Source organism: Paenibacillus sp. FSL R5-0701 (genome assembly GCF_037973995.1).
In the GTDB taxonomy this organism is placed as follows: domain Bacteria; phylum Bacillota; class Bacilli; order Paenibacillales; family Paenibacillaceae; genus Paenibacillus.
On sequence record NZ_CP150230.1, the window covers coordinates 248,766 to 270,530 of the forward strand.

Below are 21,765 nucleotides of genomic sequence, written 5' to 3' on the forward strand. Positions count from 1 at the left end.
ATATAATGTACTGAATATTTATGGGAAATTAGCGATCAGCACAGGTGTTTGTCGTCATTCAGCATGAACAGTAACGGTGGGGGGATCTCGGAGATGAACAACAATTGGTTTAGGCGTTTGCTGTTATCGTATCTGCCTGTTTTCTTTATTGTGACGACCATTCTATTTTTTATTTTCTTCCAGGTATTCAATGAACAGAACCGTAGGGAAGCACTCAAGGCCAATGAATTCCTAGCATCACAGGTAACGCAATATCTGGACAACTCCTTGCGTTCCATTGATTTCAAGGTACTGCGTGAGATTTTGACCAACCCTAACTTGAAGAATTATTTCTCGGTATCTGGCAGCGAAGATGTGTATGCCGGCATTCAGGCGGTCCAGGTGGTTGATGAATTGAAAATAGAGTATCCGCTGATTGATTCGATTTATCTCGTTCGATACGGGGATGGCACGGTCTTCAGTAACGGGAAGGCTGTTCCGATTGAAGAGTTCCCGGATGCAGACTTTATTGCAGATAGCCGGTCAAGGGATGAACAGAAGTGGGCAGGAGCACGAGCGTTCAAGGCTTTTCCTTCACAAGCGACGGAGCAGGTGATTACGATTGTGCGAAGTGTAGGAAACGGCAAAGGACTTGTGGTGACAAATGTGGACCTGAGTACCCTGAGAAAATCCATTATGCAGATGTATGATCCGGAATTTACGTTTGTGAACATCTTCAACCGTTCGGGCGGCAATCTGTGGGATAGCAGCATGCCAGGAGGGGTCGCAGCTTCTACTAAAACCACGTCGGGAGAAGTCTTCTCCGAATTTACGTCGAGTTATAGTGGTTGGAAGGTGCAGACAGGTCTCAACAATGGAAAAATCGTCAAGTGGACTCTGCAATTTTATAATATCTGGTTTGCCTTTGCGATAGTGGTTGTGTTGATCGGTGTGGTGTGGGTGATCTATGTGACCCGTAGAAATTACAAGCCGATTCAGCAGATTGTCACGTTAATTCAGACCGTCTCTTCACAGAAACAATCTGGACTGAACTATGGCAAGGAGAATGAGTTCCGATTCATCCATACAACACTGGAACGCATGATTGATCAGACGAGACAATATCAGGAGGAGCATGAAGAGAATCTGATTTTGCAGAAAAAAATGTTTTTTCAGGAGTTGCTGGAGGGCACACGAGACTTTACGAGCACGGAGCTGACAGCGGAGATGAAGAAGTTCAAACTGCCTGAGCTGGAGCATCGTTGGGCCGTCATGGTAATTGAAATGGATCGGTATGATACATTTGTGACGGAGTATCATCATCAGGACCAATCCCTCCTGAAATTTGTGTTATCCAGTATTCTGCAAGAGAGTGCACGCCATGAAGGGACGGAAGTATGGGCTGAATGGATCTCCGATCAGCGTCTGTACGCCATCCTCTGGATTCCGGAAATGGAACAAGCTGAGGAGACAGAACATCGATTGCTTGCTGGTTATCTGGACAGAATCGATCAGTATCTGAACTTCACCGTGACCATTGGTGTTGGTCGGGTTGCTGTCGATATTCGGGGGCTGAGAGCTTCATTGAAAGAAGCCGTGCACGCGCTGGAGTACAAGGCTGTACTGGGGATAAATCGTATCATTCCGTGTAGCGATGTGCCGAATTCGACCAATGATGTGTATGAGTTCCTGAAAACCATCTCACTGTTGGTACAGGCGATGCGTTTATCGGACGATGTCTGGGAAAAGCATTTTGAAAGACTCTTTGAACAAATCAGTGAGTCCGTTCTATCCCGGCAGGAGATTATGAATACGATCCAACTGTTATTTCAACATTACAATCGGGAATTCGCCGAACTTCCACGGGAGTATCAGGAGTCATGGGCTGCTATATTCACCCCACTTCTCCCAAGGCTTGAAGGCTGGGAGACGTTAGACGATCTGCGTAAGCTGTGTTGGGAAGGGTTCAGGGAACTGGCGCTGCAGATGCAGACGCTGCATTGTTCCCGAAAACACAGATCACATATTCTGGAGATTCGCAAATACATCGAAGAGCATTACAACAATCCTGATCTGTCACTGAACTACCTTAGTGATCTATTCGATATTAATCCGAAGTATCTGAGCAAGCTTTTCAAGGATGAGATTGGGGAGAAGTTTGTGGATCTGCTCATTAGTCATCGTATCGAAAAAGCCAAGCTGCTCATGCAGGAGACCGATAAGGCTATTCAGGAGATCAGTGAGGAAGTGGGATACACAAACTATAATTCCTTCAACCGGGCTTTCAAGAACGTGGTGGGTGTGGCACCAAGTGACTACCGCAAAGCCATGTGATGTAAGTGCACCCGCCTAACTAATTCCGAACGCATAAGGAGAATGTGCATATGGACTATAAAGATGCTTCGCTTCCCATTCAGGAGCGGGTTCAGGATCTGATCGGACGGATGACAACGGAAGAGAAGATTGGACAACTCATTCAGCCGATGGGATGGAAGACGTATGATAAAGCAGCTGATGGTACAGTACAGGTGACGGAAGAGTTCAAAGCGGACATGGAACAGGGCGGTGTTGGTTCTCTGTATGGTGTGCTTCGGGCCGATCCATGGACGGAAGTGACACTTGAAACGGGGCTTACTCCACGGCAGGGAGCCGTTGCCACGAATGTCATTCAGCAGTATGCCATGGAGCATTCCCGGCTGGGCATTCCCATTTTGTTCGGAGAAGAATGTTCCCACGGGCATATGGCGATCGGGGCAACAGTTTTTCCGGTACCGTTAATGGTGGGCAGCACATGGAATATGGAGTTATACCGCAAGATGTGTGAAGCCATAGCTGTGGAGACCCGGAGCCAGGGGGGAGCGGCAACGTATTCCCCGGTGCTTGATGTCGTACGTGACCCGAGATGGGGACGGACGGAGGAATGTTTTGCCGAAGATCCATACCTAATCGGTGAATTTGCAGTAGAAGCGATGAAGGGACTACAGGGTGATCGCCTCGATTCCAACCAGACGATTGTCGCGACACTCAAGCATTTTGCGGCTTATGGCAGCTCGGAGGGTGGGCGTAATGCAGCACCTGTGCATATGGGATTACGTGAATTACATGAAATAGATCTGTTGCCGTTCAAAAAAGCAGTGGAAGCCGGGGCTTGCTCCGTGATGACCGCCTATAACGAGATTGATGGCGTACCTTGCACATCCAGTACGTATCTGCTGAATAACCTTCTGCGTGAGCAGTGGGGTTTTGATGGGTTTGTGATTACTGATTTTGGTGCCATTCAGATGCTGGTCCATGGACATAACACCGCTGAGAACGGGGAGCAGGCTGTAGCACAGTCCCTTCAGGCAGGGGTAGACATGGAGATGTCCGGGTACATGTATCGCAAACATCTCGCTCAGGCGTTGGAGCAGGGACTGATCGAAGAGAAGGATCTGGACTTGGCTGTGTGGCGGGTGCTGGAGATGAAATTCAGACTTGGGTTATTTGAACAACCTTTCGTTGATCCAGAGTTTGCAGAGCGGGTTATCGGATGTGAAGACCACAATCAGCTGGCGAGGGAAGTTGCACAAGAGGGGATTGTTTTACTGAAAAATGAGGGGGATACCCTTCCGCTTGCCAAAACAGGTACGAAGCTAGCTGTTATTGGTCCGAACGCGAACCATATCTATAACCAGCTTGGGGACTATACCTCGCCACAGCCGAGAGAACAGATTGTCACCGTACTGGATGGTATTACGCGCAAGCTTGGCGCGGATTCGGGCCAGGTGCTGTACGCACCTGGCTGCCGGATTAAAGGCGATTCCAGAGAGGGCTTTGCACAAGCGCTCGCCTGTGCAGAACAGGCGGATGTCATCGTGATGGTGATGGGTGGTTCCAGCGCCCGCGATTTTGGTGAAGGTACGATCGATTTGCGGACAGGTGCTTCAGTGGTGACCGATGATCCATGGAACGACATGGAGTGTGGTGAGGGCATTGACCGGGCTTCCCTGAATCTCATGGGTGTTCAATTGGAGATGGTACAGGAGGTACATAAGTTGGGGAAACCCGTTATCGTCGTGTATATTAACGGCCGCCCCATTGCTGAACCTTGGATTGATGAGCATGTCCATGCGATTGTGGAAGCGTGGTACCCCGGGCAGGAAGGCGGTAACGCGATTGCAGATATTTTGTTTGGCGATGTGAATCCATCGGGTCGCCTTACGGTTTCCATTCCCAAGCATGTTGGACAACTTCCGGTCTATTATCATGCCAAACGCACTCGTGGCAAGCGGTATCTGGAGATGGATCTGGCGCCGCAGTATCCGTTTGGATATGGACTGAGCTACACCGAATTCAAATACGAGAATGTAAGAGTAATACCAGACGTAATTGGGCCAGAAGATGAAGCGCAGGTGATGGTTGAAGTCACCAATACCGGAGCGGTATCGGGAAGCGAGGTTGTACAGTTGTACATCACGGATATGTCGGCTTCGGTCACCCGGGCTGAAATGTCACTTAAGGGTTTTCGTAAAATCCATCTGGAGCCAGGACAGACTCATACCGTTACGTTCCCTGTGCAAAAAGAACATCTCGCACTGATCGACTCCCGTCTCCAGTCTGTCGTAGAACCGGGTGAATTCAGGCTCATGGTTGGCCGTAATTCCACAGATTGGACCGCTTGCAGTCTGCAGATCCAGAAGGTGGGGGTGGAGGTATGATTCGAATTCAGCGATTCATCGAAGATCTGAAACAGCGGCAATGGCTGGATACGATCGAGCTTCCAGTGTGGGAGATGCAGAGGGCCAGATACATTCGGCCAGGGGAATACGAGTACGAGCAGGCACATGAAAATAAAGATGAGCAGGCAAACAAGGCCATGCAAAACTTGAATCCGCTGAACAGCGTACACGGAACGACGTATTTTCTGCGCAAACGTGTGGAGATTCCGGCGGAATGGCAAGATCAGGCTATTGGTCTGATCTTCGATGCCGGAGGAGAAGGGCTGTTGAAGGTGAATGGCATGCCTTATCATGGACTGGATCGGAATCACTGGTTCGTACCCCTTCCGAGGAGTCGTGTTGGCAATACACCGCAGTTGGAGATTGAACTCTATGATCCGATTCCAGAGCCGCATGATCCACTCAACCGACAAGCTGTTATTCAGCCGCCTATTCAGGGCATTCGGGCAGCATTGGTTCATATTAATCAGCCACTGCAGAGCCTGATGTACAGCGTTACGGTACTCGCCGAGTCGCTCCGGGCATATAACGAGAAGGAGCCCAAGCGGATGGCACTTGTTCAGGCCATTCATCAGGTGATGGATGACATGTACAATGACCCGGAACGCTGGAGTGATGCAGCCTGGATACAGAACTTCGAATATGGGTTAGCACAGTCGGTACAGCAGGAAGACCCGGAGGAATATCGAAGTGGCTTCATGCATCTGGTTGGACAATCCCACATTGATATTGCCTGGCTGTGGCCTGTACGTGAGACGGTTCGCAAGTCCAGTCGCACGTTTTCGACCATGTGTACCTTGATGGACACGTACCCGGATTTTGTGTATTCCCAGAGCCAGCCGCAGTTGTATGCCTTCGTGAAGGATCATTACCCGGAGTTGTACGAGCGAGTTAAAGCCCGTATTGCCGAAGGCCGCTGGGAGTTGGTTGGAGGCATGTGGGTGGAGCCGGATCTGAATATTCCGAGTGGTGAGTCATTGGTTCGGCAAATTCTGTATGGGCAGAACTTCTACCAGGCGGAGTTTGGCAAACGCTCCAACATTGAGTGGCTGCCAGATACCTTTGGTTACTGTGCTTCCTTGCCGCAGATGCTGAAGCTCGCCAATATTCCTTATTTTATGACCACCAAGCTGAATTGGAATGATACCAATGCGTTTCCGTATGACCTCTTCGACTGGGTAGGCATAGATGGCACTTCCGTGCTGGCATATCTGAATCATGGGGTGAATGAACATACGCGTCCCAAAGATGTGGATGAACATTGGCAATCATTTAAACAAAAGGATGTACACCCTGAGCAAATGTTGCTTTACGGACATGGCGATGGTGGTGGCGGCGTGACGAATGAGATGGTGGAGTTTGCGGAGCGATCCCATTTGATGGTTGGACAGCCAATCAGCAAATTCAGCACAGCAGGGGCTTTTTTTGAAGATATATCGTTAAACAACCCGACGTTGCCAAAATGGCACGGGGACTTGTACCTGGAACTGCATCGCGGAACCTATACGACCCATGCAAGGAACAAACGTAGTAACCGAAAAGCAGAGGTATTGTACCGGGAAGCGGAGATCTGGGGGCAATTTGCCGGGGCTTACGCCGTACAAAAGAAGAATGATCTGGATGAAGGCTGGAAGTTGATTATGCTCAACCAATTCCATGACATTATTCCGGGAACGTCGATTCCAGAAGTTTACGTAACGTCCACTGAGGAGTACACAAAGGTATTTGCATTAGGTACATCCGCACTGCGGGAAACGCTGGATACCCTTGCGGAGAACATTGCAACAGATGAAGTGGATGGTCTGCCCTACATTATATTCAACAGCCTCGGCTGGGAACGTGGAGAAAATATCACCATTACAGGGGATGCTCACCTCGCCAGGATGGCAGCATTCGATCGTGAAGGTAACCGTCTGGCCTGTGATCTCGAACAAAAGGAAGACAAGTATACACTGCTCGTGCATGTTCCGTCGATTCCTGCTTTTGGGTATACAACGATATGGCTACGAGAGGCACCGGATGTTATCCTTCCATTAAGGGAAGAAGAACTTTTCCCTTCCACGTGGGAAACGGAATTTTACACGCTTGAGTTCAATGACTTGGGAGAGATTACCCGATGGTATGACAAAACGGTAGGACGCGACTGGCTGAAGCCCGGTGATCGGGCGAATGAGTGGCAGTTTTTCCATGACAAACCGACGTACTGGGATGCATGGGATATCGATCCACGGTTTGAATCCCAGCGCGCAGGTGAAGTGCAGTTGATCTCCAGAGAGGTTGTACAGCACGGGGCTACGCGAGATGTACTGCGTTTTGTCTGGAAGCTGAATCAATCGGAGATCAGTCAGGATATCATTTTGCATCGTTACCAGCGGCGTGTTGATTTCCATACAAAAGTGAACTGGAATGAGAGCCATAAGCTGCTCAAGGTGGCATTTCCGGTGGATCTGGTGGCAGCCAAAGCAGCCTATGAAATCCCGTTTGGAGCGCTGGAGCGTCCAACTCATAACAACACCAGCTGGGAGCAGGCGCAGTTCGAGGTCTGCGGGCATCGCTGGGCGGATATCTCGGAGAGCAACAGTGGTGTGAGTTTGCTGAATGATTGCAAGTACGGGTATGACATCAAGGATCGGATGATCCGCCTGTCCCTGCTTCGTGCCCCGAAATGGCCGGATGAATATGCCGATCAAGGCGATCATGAATTCACGTATTCGATCCTGCCCCACCAGGGAGATTGGCGACAAGCTGCCGTCGTTCGCCGGGCGATGGAGCTGAATCATCCGGTGGAGGTTGTGACAGCGAATCCGTCTTCGGGTCACTTGCCAGCTGAACACGCTTGGGTTCAGTTCCACAGTGAGCATGTCATTCTGGATGCAATTAAGGCTGCGGAAGACGGCTCGGGAACGGTGCTGCGTTTCTACGAATCATCAGGAGGTCGGGAAACGGTGCAGGTTCAGTGGGCTGAAAAGGAAATCAAAGCGTCCATCATTAATCTGCTGGAGGATGAGATCCATCCGTTGGCTTGTCCGAACGGCACATTCGAACTGACCTTTAAACCGTATGAGATCAAGTCGGTGAAACTTGTTGATATCAGTAATGAGTCGAACCTTACATTTACATGAGAATGTAGAGTTAATCATTCAATCACGGGAGGTATGACATGAAATTAACGAATAAGATTGGTGTCATCGTGGATAGCTTTGGCGTAGGTGTACGGGAAGGGTTGAACAAAGCCAAAGACGTAGGTGCAGAAGGTGTGCAGATCTATGCCGTCAAGGGAGAGATGGACCCCGAAAATTTGTCGCCTGCGGCTCGCAAAGAGTTAAAGAGTTATATCGATTCTCTGGGTCTCGACATTTCAGCATTGGTCGGTGATCTGGGAGGACATGGGTTTCAGGTCAAGGAAGATAATCCTTGGAAAGTGGAGAAGTCGAAGCGGATCGTGGATCTCGCTTTGGATCTGGGCACCAACATCGTCACAACACATATCGGCATTGTTCCACATGACCCTTCATCGGAAGTTTATGCTACGCTGCATGCTGCTTGTGAGGAACTGGGCCAATACGCCAAGAGTGTTGGTGCGTACTTTGCCATTGAGACAGGACCGGAAACGGCTGCTGACTTAAAAGGATTCCTGGATACGCTGTCGACCAACGGAGTATCGGTGAATTTTGATCCGGCGAATATGGTGATGGTGACCGGAGATGATCCGGCGCGGGGCGTTCATCTGCTCAAGGATTACATCGTACATACCCATGTGAAGGATGGTGTGCGGCTGAAGGAAGTTGACCCACGAGACGTATACGGAGCGGTCGGTTATGCCCCTATGGATCACGATAAAATTGCCGAGATGGTCTCTTCCGGAACATTCTTCCGTGAGGTGCCTCTGGGCGAGGGTGGCGTTGATTTTGACGGATACTTTGCAGCGCTTCAGGAGATTGGATACACCGGTTATCTGACGATTGAACGTGAGGTTGGTCATCAGCCGGAGCAGGACATTCGCAAGGCGGTTCAATTTATCCAACAATATCGATAGGGAGCTGAGCAGATGAAAGTGGGCCTGAGCACGTATAGTTTGTTGAACGATTTGAATTCGGGTGAGATGACGGTGCTGGATGTGATCGACTGGATTGCGGCGAACGGCGGCGAGCATATGGAGATGGTTCCTTACGGTTATACCGTGGAGGATAATCACGATCTAGCGGATGCGATTCGGGAACGGGCAGCGTCTGCGGGTATTGAACTGTCCAACTACTCGATGCCAGCGAATTTCGTGCAGGAGACGGAAGAGGCGTTTGCAGAAGAGATGGCTCGGGTCAAAAGACATGTGGATGTCGTTCACCGGATGGGTGTAAAACATATGCGTCATGACGTCACGGCGTTTACCCTGCCGAAAGAGAAGATGACCATTGCCTGGTTCGAGGAACATCTGCCGCTGATGGTGCGGGGAAGCCAGATTATTGCGGATTATGCTGCGCAGTTTGGTATCACCACTACCATTGAAAATCACGGCTTCAGTGTACAGGCGAGTGATCGGGTGCAGCGTGTTCTGCATGCTGTAGATCGTCCGAACTTCAAAACAACACTCGATATTGGCAACTTCATGTGCGTGGATGAGAATCCGATTATCGGTGTCATGAAAAATCTGCCGTACGCTTCTCTGGTCCACTTCAAAGATTTCTACTTCCGTCCTTATGATGAGCATCCGGGTGAGGGTGAATGGTTCACCACAGCCTACGGCAACTTCCTGCGTGGGGCCATCGTTGGACAAGGTGACATTCCAATTCGTAAAATTGTAAAGCTGATCAAAGACTTCGGTTATGATGGTCACATTACGGTGGAGTTCGAAGGCATGGAGGAATGTAAGTCCGCATCCAAAATCGCCATGGACAACCTGCGTCGCTTCTGGGAAGAGGCGTAACGAAGCATAAAGAAGGAATGGATCAAGGGCCACTTTTCGAAGTGGCCCTTATTGTTGATCATCAGGATTCTGGACTGCCCATCGATCCAGGATCATTTCGATGTAACGCATGGTTTCCGTTGTCATACCATATACACGAGCTGACTGATCATCCTCTGGGGCGATATAATCCCAATATTTTTCTGCCAATTCTGCATTCCCTTGAAAAGCCCTTTCAGCATAATCAGAGATTCGGATGGCCAGTAACCGTGAGGCTTCGGAATCCGGAGGTTCCATCTTGCATGTATGAATTTCTTTAAGAATATCGGCCCATTCCAGGGATATTGAATTGTTCTGATTATTCAGAGGTAACGATTCCATTTCTTCATGTGTAAAAACATCTTGACGGAACTTGCCCGGAGGCTGATCCAGTTCACGGATGAAACCCAACATTTCATCCAGACTGATTGTACCGGATGCTCTGATGGCATATAGGGTTGAAAAAAGAAGATGCTCGACCTTGCTTAATCTCTCCTGCTGTTCCTTAACGACGGCCAATTGTTGTTCCAACGTATTATTCCATAAAGTAAGGGTACTCTCTGGTTCAGAGCGAGCAGCATCCTGATCGAGGAATTCTCCAATCTCATTCAATTTAAAATGCATTTTCTTCAGAATGGTAATCTGCTGAAGCCGTAAAATATCCTTTTCACCATATAAGCGATACTGATTGTTCTCATTACGGGCCGGTCGCAGTAAACCCAGCTTCTCATAATAATGCAGTGTTCGGATGGACACTCCGGTATGTTTGGATAGTTGTCCAACGGTATACAACAGGCAGATCCCTCCCTCATGATTTCTGTATTCTCCACCAGCGCCATGCATTGAGCACCGCCAGAATGATCCCACCGACGAAGATTATCATCATATACAAAATAAATATTTCGGCCAACCCGTTATCTTGCGCGGTATAGTTTAACAATGCGGGTCTATCACCTGGCATAACAACGAATCTGGCTACTTCCAGGTAAGCGACATGAAATCCGATGGAGGCCCATAAAGATCCGGTCAAACTGCGCAGAAGCTGTAACGTAATACCATAGGTCAAGAGCAAGATCATATAATCCAAGGTTATCCGGCTTCCGGCATCCATACCGACGAGCTCTTGCAATAGGCTGACACTCATCGGAACCAGCAGAAAGAGTATGATTTGAGTTACATAAGCGAAAAACACAGGAAGTCGCAGTCTGAAGCGTAATCCATCATAGACCATGCCTCGCATGGATAGTTCCTCTGGCAAAGCCTCATACAAGAAAGCAATACAACTATTAAGTACGACAGCAAGCAAGAACTCAGCTGAGAAGTGCCACTCCGTAATCGTAATCCAGTTGTTCATACTGGCTATCGCCAACCCGATGAAGGCCAGAGAAGTGGCAAATAATGCGCCAGAGAGCAAGTGAACTATGCTTTTTCCTGTCAGAGGAAGAAGAATGGACTTCATATGGAAGTGTCTTCGAATGATGAACAGTGCGGGTAAGACGATACTAATAATGACAACAGCTTGGGTGAGATGAACCATCCAATCAGCAGCACCAATAGTGCCGACAAGCTCCCCTGCGAGTGTAGCAAAAAACAAACCCAATGTCATCGTTAACCAACTCATTCCAATAATGGCTATTCCACTGCTGCGTCGTTTCTTGGTTACATGTTCAGGTGACATACTCATGCTAATCCCCTCCTGAAGCCAGTATAAACCCTCGAGTTAACGTCAGGGTCAAGCAGGGAATATGCCTATCAGAATATGGTTCTGCGCAAGGATTAAGTTACGAGCAGCACAAGTGTGGTATACTGGATATATTCAGCCTGATAATAACTGGCTATGGATAGGAGATGTCACTGATCTATGCAGGTATTCGAGGACTGGAATCAGAAAGTAAAGAGGACGTTTAATGCTACGAACCCAGAGGTAGTGTTGACGGTATCGGAAGCTGGAAGTTTGCTTGGTTTGACCAAAGACCAGATGAAACTGTACGTGGACAAGAACAAACTAACGAAGGTCCCGATCATGAGAAGTGTTCACCGATACCTCTTATTGAAAAGTGAAATAGATAACATCGTTCAAGCTCGATAATTTCATAGGATTGAACACAACCATTTTACCGATAGGATTCGGGAGAGTGGTCTTTTTTTTATCGGAAAGGGGACAGAATGTGCTGAATAAAGTGTCAGGTTGGTTCTATCAGCGGGTGAATTGGAAATGGGTTGTAGCTGCGGTTGTTGTTTTTGCCTGTTTTATTGCATTCATTCTGCCCTGGCAGGCGGCAAAGTCGGAGGAGGCCACAGGTGGTGGGCAGTCCCCGGATTCATCGTTTCTGTACACGGCGGATGATCTTTATCAGATGGCTGAGCAGTATGGAGAAGCAGGGCGAAGCGCCTATATTCAGGCACGGTTCACATTTGACCTCATATGGCCCTTGGCCTATCTGTCCCTCTTGGTTGTTCTGTTATCGATACTCTATCGCGTGCTTCCGATAAAGAGTCGCTGGCGTTGGGTGAATCTGATTCCGGTCTTAGGTTGGGCTATGGACATGCTTGAAAATATAGGTGCGTCCCTGATCATGTATCGTTATCCTGAACGTACACCTGTGCTTGCTGAACTCACTCCGATATGTACCCTGTTGAAATGGTGTCTGATCTATGCCAGTTTTGCAGCACTGGTTCCGGGTGTCTTGATCACGGTTCTCTACTATATACGCAGGCGCAAGAAGTAGTGGAGAGAGGGATGGATTAAGAATATGTTGGTAACCCTAATCGTGTAAAGGTCCGCAGAGATGAGTGTAGAAATATACGCTTGTCAAAGGACAACCTGTTCATATATACTCATGTCGCAAGTGGCGTGAATCGTATAAATTACATGAGCCCAAGGAGATGAAGAACGCATGTCGATCAGCTTGAATGTGTATCTGGTAACAGACGGTAATGGACGTGAAGCGGTAGAATTTTATCAAAAGGCATTTGGAGCCGAAGTGCTGGCGTTACAAACATTTGGCGACGGTCCATCTGACCCGAATCACCCGATCCCGCCAGAAGCGAAAGACCGTATTATGCATGCTTCTTTGCAGATTGGCAGCTCGGTATTAATGTTGTCTGATACGTTTCCAGGCATGCCGCACACTGTAGGTAATCATATTACGGTTACAGTGAACACGGATACGGCGGAAGAAGCCAAAGCGATTTTCAACCAACTGCAAGATGGTGGCGAAGTGAAAATGCCGATACAAGAAACGTTCTGGAGTCCAGCCTACGGTTCGGTTGTCGATAAGTTTGGCGTACAGTTTCAGATCAGTGCTACGCCGGGACAAGCTTAAGAGTGTACTCTTCGCTAATATAAACTTCAAATGGCAAAAACCTCCGCGGTCTGCTTTGAGCAGTTGTGGAGGTTTTTTTTGCTTTTTTGTAATGAATCGTGATTAATCTTCCTTGATTAATCTTCCTTCTGAATCTTGGAAGGATTGTTGATTTTATAGGGAACCGGGTTACGTGTCAGCTTCTTCTTGATAATTTTTGCTTCAAACGTAATGACATCTCCCACTTCCAGTTCCTGTTTCTTAACGGTGGCACTATGGCTTGACCAGGCTTCCCCAACATCGATGACGTCTGGCTCCGTAATGGTAACTGCTTCATATATGATGACTTCATCGTCATTGTCCGAGAAGTGATTCGGTACGGTGGTAAACTCTTTGACAACGGCACTCATCTTCACTTTGCCTTCGGGCAGATCAATCTTGACGCTCTTAGCTTTGCTCGCTGTTTTGGCTTTGGGTTTGGCTTCACTGGCTGCCCCAGACTGAGGTCCAACATACTCTTCTACTAACCCATCCGGATCACCCTTCAGCCCAGAGGAGAATTCATCTGTGTCCGTATCGTCCGAATCATCCAGATCCACCGGCATTTCATCCGGGTTTACCAGGGTATCTGGAGTTGGTGTAACATCAGCAGCGACTGGTGCAACTGTATCCGAAGTTGTCGATTCTGTGCTTCGATCTGACCCGGCATTACTTATGCTTCTGGCGCTGTAACTGGAAGCTTGCATTTCCTTCAGATAAGACGGGTGAATACAATGCTTTTGCCCATTATCCAGTTGAATAACAGCTGCCATGTGATCCACATATCCAATGATAGTGCACGGCATGTTTAATCCGTTTCCTTTATAATAGAACGTTTTGAGTTTGGTTGCTTTACCGGAAAGCAAGCCCCACTCCTGACATTTCTCAATCAGCTCGTCTTCGTTATCCAGCGCAATAAAATCCTGCGGTTCAATCATAAATGCGTATGTCATATGGAATTTCCGCCCTTCCAATCCATTCTTCATGTTCATCGTTTCCAAATTACAACCAGTGTATCACAAATGAGCATTTTGCATAAATCCAATCACTGAAATCTGTACCCGGAGATGAAGATTATTAACGATTGCTCACAGAGGCCTATGCTATAATTTGATCAGAATATAGGGTGGGAAGGTTGCCTTGATATACATATTTCAGGAAGGGAAGATCTGCATGAAGAAAAAAGTAAATCATCAAGCCGTATGGCTTGCTATAGGAATGGCTATGGGAGTCAGTATTGGTACGGCTACGCAGCAGCTTGGACTCGGGATTGCTTTTGGCTTGGCGCTTGGCATTGTGATTGGTTCGGTGGTTAGCAAACGTGCAGGGTCAGACTCGGAACATATGCTCAGCGAACATGTCCGTGAATTGCACAAAACGGATGACTGGGAAGATGCACTTCATCGCTCGCAGGCTCATCCGGTCCTTATCCTGAAACACAGCACAACTTGTCCGACCAGTGCGAGAGCGTACAGAGAGTTTATGGCGTTTGTAGGCACCCATGCATCAGATCCCAAACAGCCTATGGATTACCGCATCGTCAAAGTGATTGAAAATCGCTCGTTGTCCCGCCATATTGCGGAAGAGACAGAGGTTCACCATGAGTCACCCCAGGTACTTCTGCTCGATCAGGGACTAGTCGTCAAGCATACCTCTCATGGCAAAATCACAAAAAAGAGATTACTGCAGTGGGCACAGAACCCATTTGGATGAAGTGTATGAGATAGGTTTACTTTAAAAATATCAAAAAAAATCATATCTTTGCACACGAACTTCGATTAAAATATAACTTGTCTTCATATTTATGAATCGGAGTGATCTATATGGAACAATATAAGTTCAAGTCGGAACATAGTCAGATGCTTGTTGATGCTATTGTTGAAGGATACCGCGAATATATTGATCACCGTAAAGATCGGAAGAGAAACATGAAGATTAGTTCAGCCTTTGCCTGGACAAAGGGAAATTTTATTGAGAGCAAAATCGCAGATTATTGTGGTGAACAAGGATTCACTCACAAGAAATCCAAAGCAGGTTTAACATGGGATTATCTCCAGTTCACACATGAAGAATCAAAAGTTCTGTTTCTGATAAAGAACGCAGCCTACTTTAATGAGAATAGTTTTTCCAGTGCCAAGCTACCTACGGGCGTTGACAACAAAGGTGCTTTCCGTACCTATTTACACGATCTCTCCAAGATTAATAACGATCTGGAATTTTCTTTGATTCAACCACGCCGTAATGAACATGGTGAGTTGGAGAGGGTTGAGCAACTTTCTTTTCCAATCTCAGAGAGTCAGGTCAGCCGTGTGAAAGAAGAACTTGAACATCTTGCATCTACATATAATGAGTTTCATATACTCACTTATGCTATTGATGATGCATACCAAATTTCGAAGGTTCAGCATTATCTGCCTAATCCGCATGATAATATTGCTTATTTTATAGAAGATTTATCGGACCTCATCTCTGGTGCTGAACTGGATGATAGTGAACGGGAGGCGCTTACGCCTGATGTGGAAGATATCGTTGATCCGGCAGCTTATGATATTGAAATTTTGGAAGGAGAACAGCGGGGGTGATTCCCTGTGTCGTTCAGTAAGGAGGGAGCAGCATGTTCGTTGGTGAAAATTTGACCAATTTGCGGATCATGCATGGGTATTCGAGAAAACAGCTCTCCGAACAATTAGGTGTGACAGAACAAGCAGTCTGGCAATATGAAAATGCGTATACCTCTCCGAAGGTGCCAATTGTGAATGAGTTGAAACGCATTTTCAGTGTGAAAAGTAAGTATTTTTATACGAAAGATATGCTTACACAGCGTAATAACGCAGCCAACATTGATGTTATGAACATTGCCTATCGTTCGAAAGTGATGAATGTGATATCCAAGACACAGACAGAAGCAAAGCATGTAGAATATCTGGACACGTTCATTAATTATATTACCGCTCAGATCAGCCTTCCCACACTGAATATTATCCAATTGCGGGAAGAGGCAATTGAGTATATGAACCATACAGACGATGATCGTACGACTCAGATCCATTATGTTGCCCATCTTGCGAGACAACGGCTGAATATGGAGCCATCCACGAATGAGAACCTGATGTTCCGGATCGAAAAAAGTGGTGTATATGTTTTTGAAAAAGCGATTGGTGAAGAAATTGATGCGTACAGCCTTTGGACACGAAATGATCGTCCGTTTATCATACTGGGCAACATCAAACGTTCTGCGGTTCGTAGGAATTTCGATATTGCACATGAGCTTGGTCATTTGTTGCTTCATTATCGTCTTGAATTTGTCAATCTGGACCGAAAAGAACACAAATTGATTGAAAATGAAGCTAATCTGTTTGCGGGTGCATTTTTATTGCCCGAAGAAGAGTTTTCATCGGACATGAATGATATCACTTATAAGACGAATCCCGATCAATATCTTGACTTGAAAAATAAATGGAAGACTTCCCTACAAGTGCTGGGATACAGAGCAGCACATCTAGGAATGATGGAAGCTAAAGATCATCGTAATTTCTATGCGGCGATGCACCGAAGAGGATATCTGGAAAAGGAGCCTTTCGACAGGGAGATTCCACTTCAAAAGCCGATGCGAATTAAAACCATTATTGACCTGCTTTCCAATAAAGGTCTTGTGGATATTCGTTATATGATTGAGGAGGATTGGAAAGCGGAAACTTCCTTCTTTCATCATATGACAGGAATAAACACCGACTTTTTTAACAAGTACATGACGAAGAAGCCACAAACTAGTATTCAAAATGTTAGGGAAATGCCTACACGCAGTTCTTGAAATGACGGGTAGGTAATAGATTGACACGTAATGGAGTGCTCCGTATAAAAATGATGATAGACCCGTTCTTTTCAGCCCATTGCTGAGGAGATCGGGTCTTTTTTACGCTTTTTTTACACCTGTGGAGGTATTTCTTTACCCCTTTTTTACAGCGTTTCGTATTACGATTTTACATGTAGCAGGTGCAGAGAACGGTAGAGAGAGGGAGGAAGGGTGCATGGTAAATGATGCCACGATGATTGGATTGGTGGTGCTGCTGTTTGGGGTATTTTGGGGATTCTTGAAATTCTGCGAGAAGGCTTGAGGGTAGAGAGGGGGAAGCCAGATGATTGTCATCGGCATGATTGTGCTCGCACTGGTGATTTATCTCGGTTATGTGCTGGTGAAGCCGGAGAAATTCTGATGCTGGCGATGTGCGTAATACGGGAACAAGGGAACGTCGAATAGGGAGGAAATGCGGATATGGGTATCGGTGTAGTGCAAGTAGCAGTGACGCTACTGATCATCCTGCTGTTGGTTAAACCGGTGGGGAAATATGTAGTGAACGTGTTCGATGGACAGCGAACGGGGCTGGATCGGGTTTTTGGCGGGCCGGAACGACTGCTCTATCGCGTGATGGGAGTACGCGAGAACGAATCCATGGGGTGGAAAAAGTACCTTACGGCGGTTCTCCTCTCCAACTTTGTAATGTTGGTATTGATGTTTCTGGTGCTGCGGCTGCAAAAGTATTTGCCACTTAACCCGGATGGGATCGGCAATATGCCAGCGGCGCAAGCATTTAATACGGCGGTATCCTTTATGACCAACACGAACTGGCAGTCTTATACGGGCGAGAACGCCCTGTCGTATCTGTCACAGATGCTGGCCGTGACGTTCCCGATGTTTACGTCCGCAGCGACCGGATTCGCGGTGGCTATTGCGTTCATTCGCGGGCTGATAGGCCGCCGGGATGAACTGGGAAATTTTTACGTCGACCTTGTACGGTCGATTACACGTATTTTTTTACCGCTGAGCTTCATCGTGGCTCTGTTCCTCGTGTTCCAGGGTGTGCCTCAGACGCTTGCGGGAGCGGTGAACGCAACCACGCTGGAAGGCGCGCAGCAGACCATTTCACGTGGACTGGTCGCCTCACTGGAGTCGATCAAACACATTGGCACCAACGGTGGTGGCTGGTTTGGAACCAATGCTGCACATCCATTCGAGAATCCGACGGCCCTGAGCAATCTGGTGCATATCGTCTGTATGATGCTGTTACCCACTGCACTGGTATACGCCTTCGGCTTGATGGTCAATAACCGGAAGCAGGGTTGGGCATTGTTCGCAGCGATGAGTTTTCTTTTCCTTGTGATGTTGACCACCGTATTTGTCTCCGAATATCGCGGTGTACCTGCGCTGGATGCAGTGGGTCTTCAAGGCAATATGGAGGGGAAAGAGGTCAGATTCGGCATACCCGAATCGGCTTTATTCACGGCAGTCACGACAGCGGCTACAACAGGTTCGGTCAACAATATGCACGAGTCGCTCACTCCACTTGGAGGCATGGTATCACTGGCTCAGATGATGCTCAATAACGTGTTTGGTGGCAAAGGAGTAGGGCTAATCAACGGACTGTTGTATGTGATTCTGGCTGTGTTTATCTGTGGATTAATGGTGGGACGAACACCTGAGTTTCTGGGCAAAAAAATCGAGGGGAAAGAGGTAAAGCTCGCATCCATTGCGTTGCTCATTCATCCTTTGATTATTCTTGCGCCAACGGCACTCGCGCTTATGCGGCCTGAAGCCATTGTATCCATCTCGAACGGGGGCATGCATGGCCTGACTGAAGTTCTCTATGCTTTTGCCTCAGGTGCAGCCAATAATGGATCGGCCTTTGCCGGACTAAATGCCAATACAGACTTTTACAACATCGTAATTGGTATCGTTATGCTGCTGGGAAGGTACGTTTCGATGATCGCCATGCTGGCCATAGCGGGTTCACTCGCTACGAAACGGGTTGTACCGGTAACTACAGGTACGCTGCGTACACACACGCCTTTATTTGCTGGCATCTTGGTCATGATGATCGTTGTTGTCGGCGCGCTTACGTTCTTCCCGTCGCTTGCTCTTGGACCGATTGCAGAGCATCTGGCGATGATTCAATGAGGGTTATAACAGGGACAGACAGAGGAATTGGGCGCAAGGACGTAACGCATGGAGGTGGCAGTGCACGATGAATGCAGTTGAACGAAAGAAGGAACAGACGATGCAACACATGGATACAGAAATGTTCAGATCGAAGGGCAATGAGCCGGGCAACAATCGCGGTAATATTCAACGTGATCCTGGATCGAAACGGTCGTTAAGCAAGGATATGATACTTCAGGCTTCACTGGATGCGTTCAAAAAGCTAAATCCGGTGGTCATGATCAAAAATCCGGTCATGTTTATTGTCGAGGTAGGTACATTCATTACGCTCTTATTATGCATTAATCCCGATCTATTCGCCGCATCCGAGGCTGGACGCGGGTACAACATCGCCGTGTTTTTCATTTTGCTGTTCACACTGCTGTTCGCTAACTTCGCGGAGGCACTTGCAGAAGGCAGAGGTAAGGCGCAGGCGGATACGTTACGCAAGACGAAGTCGGACACCTTGGCCAATCTGGTGCAGAAGGATGGAACAATCCGGCAAGTGTCTTCGACCCAGTTGAAAAAAGGCGATATGGTCCGCGTGGAAGTCAGTGAACTGATCCCAACGGACGGTGAAATTACAGAAGGTTTGGCCTCCATTGATGAATCGGCCATTACGGGAGAATCCGCACCGGTTATCAAGGAGGCAGGAGGCGATTTCTCCTCGGTTACCGGGGGTACCCGCGTCGTGTCCGATTATATCGTCATGCGTGTTCAGACCGATCCGGGTGAGTCATTCCTTGACCGGATGATCTCTCTGGTTGAGGGTGCACAGCGCCAGAAAACACCCAATGAAATTGCGCTGACAACCCTGCTCGCCGTATTAACCTTGATCTTTCTGATCGTCATTCTGACAATGGTTCCGATGGCGAGTTACCTGGGTATTCGACTGGATCTGGCGACTCTGATTGCACTGCTCGTCTGCCTGATCCCAACCACAATTGGTGGATTACTGTCTGCCATTGGTATTGCCGGGATGGACCGTGTTACGCAGTTCAATGTGCTCGCCATGTCGGGTAAAGCGGTAGAAGCGGCCGGGGATATCGATACGTTGATTTTGGACAAAACGGGGACGATCACATACGGAAACCGCATGGCATCTGAATTCATTCCAGTTCAGGGCATTACTTCGTCAGAGATGACGCAAGCTGCTTTACAGGCTTCTGTGTGGGATGAGACCCCGGAGGGACGCTCTGTTGTGGAATTGGCAGGTAAACAAGGTCAGAGCTGGTCTGAGACGGAGTATGCGAATGCGGAAAATGTGGAATTCACAGCAGAGACTCGGATGTCCGGTCTCAATCTGAGTAACGGTATGAAGATTCGTAAAGGTGCCGTGGATGCGATCAAACGTTATATTGCTTCCGAAGGAGGTCGCATACCCGATGATCTGGATGAGATTGCAAATCGTATTGCGAAGGCTGGAGGCACGCCGCTTGCTGTGGCTATCGATGAACGAATCTATGGTGTGATCTATCTGAAAGACACTGTGAAGCCAGGGCTGAAAGAGAAGTTCGCTGAGATGCGCGCCATGGGCATCAAGACCATTATGTGTACAGGCGACAATCCACTGACCGCAGCGACCATAGCGCTGGAAGCGGGCGTGGATGATTTTATTGCCGAAGCGAAGCCCGAGGACAAGATTGCGGCGATCAAAAAAGAGCAGCAGGAGGGCAAACTCGTCGCTATGACGGGCGATGGTACGAATGATGCTCCTGCTCTGGCGCAGGCCGATGTGGGCCTGGCGATGAATTCGGGCACCATGGCGGCCAAAGAAGCGGCTAATATGATTGACCTGGATTCCGACCCGACCAAGCTATTGTCGGTCGTCTCCATTGGCAAACAGTTGCTGATTACACGCGGCGCGCTCACAACCTTTTCGATATCCAATGATATCGCGAAGTATTTTGCCATCATTCCAGCCATGTTCATCCTCGCTATGCCGCAGCTTCAGGCTCTGAACATTATGAATCTGGCTTCACCGCAGTCTGCGATCCTTTCGGCGCTGATCTTCAACGCTATTATTATTCCACTGCTTATTCCCATTGCGATGAAAGGGGTTAAGTACCGGGCGATGTCAGCCGAAAGGCTGCTCGGGCGCAATGTGTTTATCTATGGCGTAGGCGGTGTGATTGTACCTTTTATCGGCATTAAGCTGATTGACTTGGTTCTGTCAGGAATTCTTTAACGAGATAACAACGCTTATCAACATTATTCTTTTATCCTAATGAATTCAGGAAGTGATCTGTATGAACATGTTCTTGCCCGCTATACGGTTATCCGTCGTGCTTATGCTGATATGCGGCCTAATCTACCCGCTCGTAACGACTGGCGTAGCCCAGCTTCTCTTTCCTGCGCAGGCGAATGGAAGTCTGATTACGCAAGATGAGAAAATCATCGGCTCGTCACTGCTGGCACAGGAAATCCAATCGCCGGGGCTGTTCCAGCCCCGGGCATCGAATGCCAGTTATGACCCAACGGCTTCAGCCGGTTCGAATCGCGCCGTAGCTTCAGAGGAGTATATCGGCGAGATGAAGGAAAAGATTGCTCAGCTTAGACAGGGAAACCCGGGACTGCAGCAGATCCCCGCTGATCTCGTGACGGGTTCAGGTTCCGGACTTGACCCGGATCTGTCTCCTGAAGCTGCTGAGGTGCAGATCCCGCGCATTAGCGAAGCTACGGGAATTAGTGAACAGCAGCTTATGCAAATTGTAAATGAGCATACGGAAGGCCGTCAGATGGGGATATTCGGGGAGCCGCGTGTGAATGTAACGGCTCTGAATCTGGCGCTGACAGCAGAACTAAAATAAA

Annotated in this window: 17 protein-coding genes; 14 read left to right on the forward strand and 3 right to left on the reverse strand. The window is 48.1% G+C overall.

Annotated elements, in window-relative coordinates; all coding sequences use genetic code 11:
* Window positions 1-93: 93 nt before the first annotated feature.
* From MKZ13_RS01180 to MKZ13_RS01200, 5 genes are read left to right on the forward strand one after another with little or no spacing between them, the layout of a single operon-like run.
* Window positions 94-2,313 carry a helix-turn-helix domain-containing protein gene (locus tag MKZ13_RS01180; protein ID WP_221822292.1) on the forward strand — a complete coding sequence of 740 codons (2,220 nt, stop codon included), beginning with the start codon at window positions 94-96 and terminating at the stop codon, window positions 2,311-2,313.
* Between the two features lie 50 nt (window positions 2,314-2,363).
* On the forward strand, window positions 2,364-4,676 hold the full coding sequence (locus MKZ13_RS01185; RefSeq protein ID WP_221822291.1) for a glycoside hydrolase family 3 N-terminal domain-containing protein: 2,313 nt from the start codon (window positions 2,364-2,366) through the stop codon (window positions 4,674-4,676).
* Window positions 4,673-7,819 carry an alpha-mannosidase gene (locus MKZ13_RS01190; protein WP_339181207.1) on the forward strand — a complete coding sequence of 1,049 codons (3,147 nt, stop codon included), beginning with the start codon at window positions 4,673-4,675 and terminating at the stop codon, window positions 7,817-7,819. The genes MKZ13_RS01185 and MKZ13_RS01190 overlap by 4 nt, the downstream gene beginning before the upstream one ends.
* A gap of 38 nt (window positions 7,820-7,857) precedes the next feature.
* Window positions 7,858-8,733 carry a sugar phosphate isomerase/epimerase family protein gene (locus tag MKZ13_RS01195; RefSeq protein WP_036674684.1) on the forward strand — a complete coding sequence of 292 codons (876 nt, stop codon included), beginning with the start codon at window positions 7,858-7,860 and terminating at the stop codon, window positions 8,731-8,733.
* Window positions 8,734-8,745: 12 nt separating this feature from the next.
* Entirely contained in the window at window positions 8,746-9,618 is an 873-nt protein-coding gene (locus tag MKZ13_RS01200; protein WP_221822285.1) for a sugar phosphate isomerase/epimerase, read from the forward strand.
* A 48-nt stretch (window positions 9,619-9,666) separates the two neighbouring features.
* Here MKZ13_RS01200 and MKZ13_RS01205 read toward each other — a convergent pair whose 3' ends face one another.
* A complete protein-coding gene (locus MKZ13_RS01205) occupies window positions 9,667-10,428 on the reverse strand; it encodes a MerR family transcriptional regulator (RefSeq protein WP_221822284.1) in 762 nt (253 codons plus the stop codon).
* A 16-nt stretch (window positions 10,429-10,444) separates the two neighbouring features.
* Complete coding sequence (locus MKZ13_RS01210; RefSeq protein WP_339181212.1) at window positions 10,445-11,320, reverse strand: CPBP family glutamic-type intramembrane protease; 876 nt, start codon at window positions 11,318-11,320, stop codon at window positions 10,445-10,447.
* Window positions 11,321-11,497: 177 nt separating this feature from the next.
* On the opposite strand from MKZ13_RS01210, the gene MKZ13_RS01215 reads away from it, so the two are divergent.
* The 3 genes from MKZ13_RS01215 to MKZ13_RS01225 all read left to right on the forward strand — a co-directional run bounded on the left by MKZ13_RS01215 (window position 11,498) and on the right by MKZ13_RS01225 (window position 12,962).
* Window positions 11,498-11,725, forward strand: a complete 228-nt coding sequence (locus MKZ13_RS01215) for a hypothetical protein (RefSeq protein WP_017691180.1) — start codon at window positions 11,498-11,500, stop codon at window positions 11,723-11,725.
* 79 nt (window positions 11,726-11,804) lie between these two features.
* Window positions 11,805-12,365 carry a hypothetical protein gene (locus tag MKZ13_RS01220; protein ID WP_339181214.1) on the forward strand — a complete coding sequence of 187 codons (561 nt, stop codon included), beginning with the start codon at window positions 11,805-11,807 and terminating at the stop codon, window positions 12,363-12,365.
* A 168-nt stretch (window positions 12,366-12,533) separates the two neighbouring features.
* Entirely contained in the window at window positions 12,534-12,962 is a 429-nt protein-coding gene (locus MKZ13_RS01225) for a VOC family protein (RefSeq protein ID WP_221822277.1), read from the forward strand.
* Window positions 12,963-13,078: 116 nt separating this feature from the next.
* On the opposite strand, the gene MKZ13_RS01230 is transcribed toward MKZ13_RS01225, so the two are convergent.
* The gene (locus tag MKZ13_RS01230) at window positions 13,079-13,933 is read right to left on the reverse strand and encodes a hypothetical protein (RefSeq protein WP_339181217.1); all 855 of its coding nucleotides are present in this window, start codon (window positions 13,931-13,933) and stop codon (window positions 13,079-13,081) included.
* Between the two features lie 220 nt (window positions 13,934-14,153).
* On the opposite strand from MKZ13_RS01230, the gene ytxJ reads away from it, so the two are divergent.
* The 6 genes from ytxJ to kdpC all read left to right on the forward strand — a co-directional run bounded on the left by ytxJ (window position 14,154) and on the right by kdpC (window position 21,764).
* Entirely contained in the window at window positions 14,154-14,693 is a 540-nt protein-coding gene (ytxJ, locus tag MKZ13_RS01235) for a bacillithiol system redox-active protein YtxJ (RefSeq protein WP_339181218.1), read from the forward strand.
* 110 nt (window positions 14,694-14,803) lie between these two features.
* Window positions 14,804-15,562: a hypothetical protein gene (locus MKZ13_RS01240; protein WP_017691175.1), complete on the forward strand. Its 759-nt coding sequence runs from the start codon at window positions 14,804-14,806 to the stop codon at window positions 15,560-15,562.
* A 32-nt stretch (window positions 15,563-15,594) separates the two neighbouring features.
* Window positions 15,595-16,791: an XRE family transcriptional regulator gene (locus tag MKZ13_RS01245; RefSeq protein ID WP_339181220.1), complete on the forward strand. Its 1,197-nt coding sequence runs from the start codon at window positions 15,595-15,597 to the stop codon at window positions 16,789-16,791.
* Between the two features lie 468 nt (window positions 16,792-17,259).
* Complete coding sequence (gene kdpA / locus MKZ13_RS01250; RefSeq protein WP_339185280.1) at window positions 17,260-18,933, forward strand: potassium-transporting ATPase subunit KdpA; 1,674 nt, start codon at window positions 17,260-17,262, stop codon at window positions 18,931-18,933.
* A 208-nt stretch (window positions 18,934-19,141) separates the two neighbouring features.
* Window positions 19,142-21,142 carry a potassium-transporting ATPase subunit KdpB gene (kdpB, locus tag MKZ13_RS01255; RefSeq protein WP_339185282.1) on the forward strand — a complete coding sequence of 667 codons (2,001 nt, stop codon included), beginning with the start codon at window positions 19,142-19,144 and terminating at the stop codon, window positions 21,140-21,142.
* Between the two features lie 61 nt (window positions 21,143-21,203).
* A complete protein-coding gene (gene kdpC, locus MKZ13_RS01260; protein ID WP_339181222.1) occupies window positions 21,204-21,764 on the forward strand; it encodes a potassium-transporting ATPase subunit KdpC in 561 nt (186 codons plus the stop codon).
* Window position 21,765: the final 1 nt, after the last annotated feature.

What these genes read in the sequence shown, in the direction of transcription:
- MKZ13_RS01180 (WP_221822292.1), top strand. Translation starts at nt 94, where the DNA reads ATGAACAACAATTGGTTTAGGCGTTTGCTGTTATCGTATCTGCCTGTT.
- MKZ13_RS01185 (WP_221822291.1), top strand. Translation starts at nt 2,364, where the DNA reads ATGGACTATAAAGATGCTTCGCTTCCCATTCAGGAGCGGGTTCAGGAT.
- MKZ13_RS01190 (WP_339181207.1), top strand. Translation starts at nt 4,673, where the DNA reads ATGATTCGAATTCAGCGATTCATCGAAGATCTGAAACAGCGGCAATGG.
- MKZ13_RS01195 (WP_036674684.1), top strand. Translation starts at nt 7,858, where the DNA reads ATGAAATTAACGAATAAGATTGGTGTCATCGTGGATAGCTTTGGCGTA.
- MKZ13_RS01200 (WP_221822285.1), top strand. Translation starts at nt 8,746, where the DNA reads ATGAAAGTGGGCCTGAGCACGTATAGTTTGTTGAACGATTTGAATTCG.
- MKZ13_RS01210 (WP_339181212.1), bottom strand. Translation starts at nt 11,320, where the DNA reads ATGAGTATGTCACCTGAACATGTAACCAAGAAACGACGCAGCAGTGGA.
- MKZ13_RS01215 (WP_017691180.1), top strand. Translation starts at nt 11,498, where the DNA reads ATGCAGGTATTCGAGGACTGGAATCAGAAAGTAAAGAGGACGTTTAAT.
- MKZ13_RS01225 (WP_221822277.1), top strand. Translation starts at nt 12,534, where the DNA reads ATGTCGATCAGCTTGAATGTGTATCTGGTAACAGACGGTAATGGACGT.
- MKZ13_RS01230 (WP_339181217.1), bottom strand. Translation starts at nt 13,933, where the DNA reads ATGACATACGCATTTATGATTGAACCGCAGGATTTTATTGCGCTGGAT.
- ytxJ (WP_339181218.1), top strand. Translation starts at nt 14,154, where the DNA reads ATGAAGAAAAAAGTAAATCATCAAGCCGTATGGCTTGCTATAGGAATG.
- MKZ13_RS01240 (WP_017691175.1), top strand. Translation starts at nt 14,804, where the DNA reads ATGGAACAATATAAGTTCAAGTCGGAACATAGTCAGATGCTTGTTGAT.
- MKZ13_RS01245 (WP_339181220.1), top strand. Translation starts at nt 15,595, where the DNA reads ATGTTCGTTGGTGAAAATTTGACCAATTTGCGGATCATGCATGGGTAT.
- kdpB (WP_339185282.1), top strand. Translation starts at nt 19,142, where the DNA reads ATGATACTTCAGGCTTCACTGGATGCGTTCAAAAAGCTAAATCCGGTG.
- kdpC (WP_339181222.1), top strand. Translation starts at nt 21,204, where the DNA reads ATGAACATGTTCTTGCCCGCTATACGGTTATCCGTCGTGCTTATGCTG.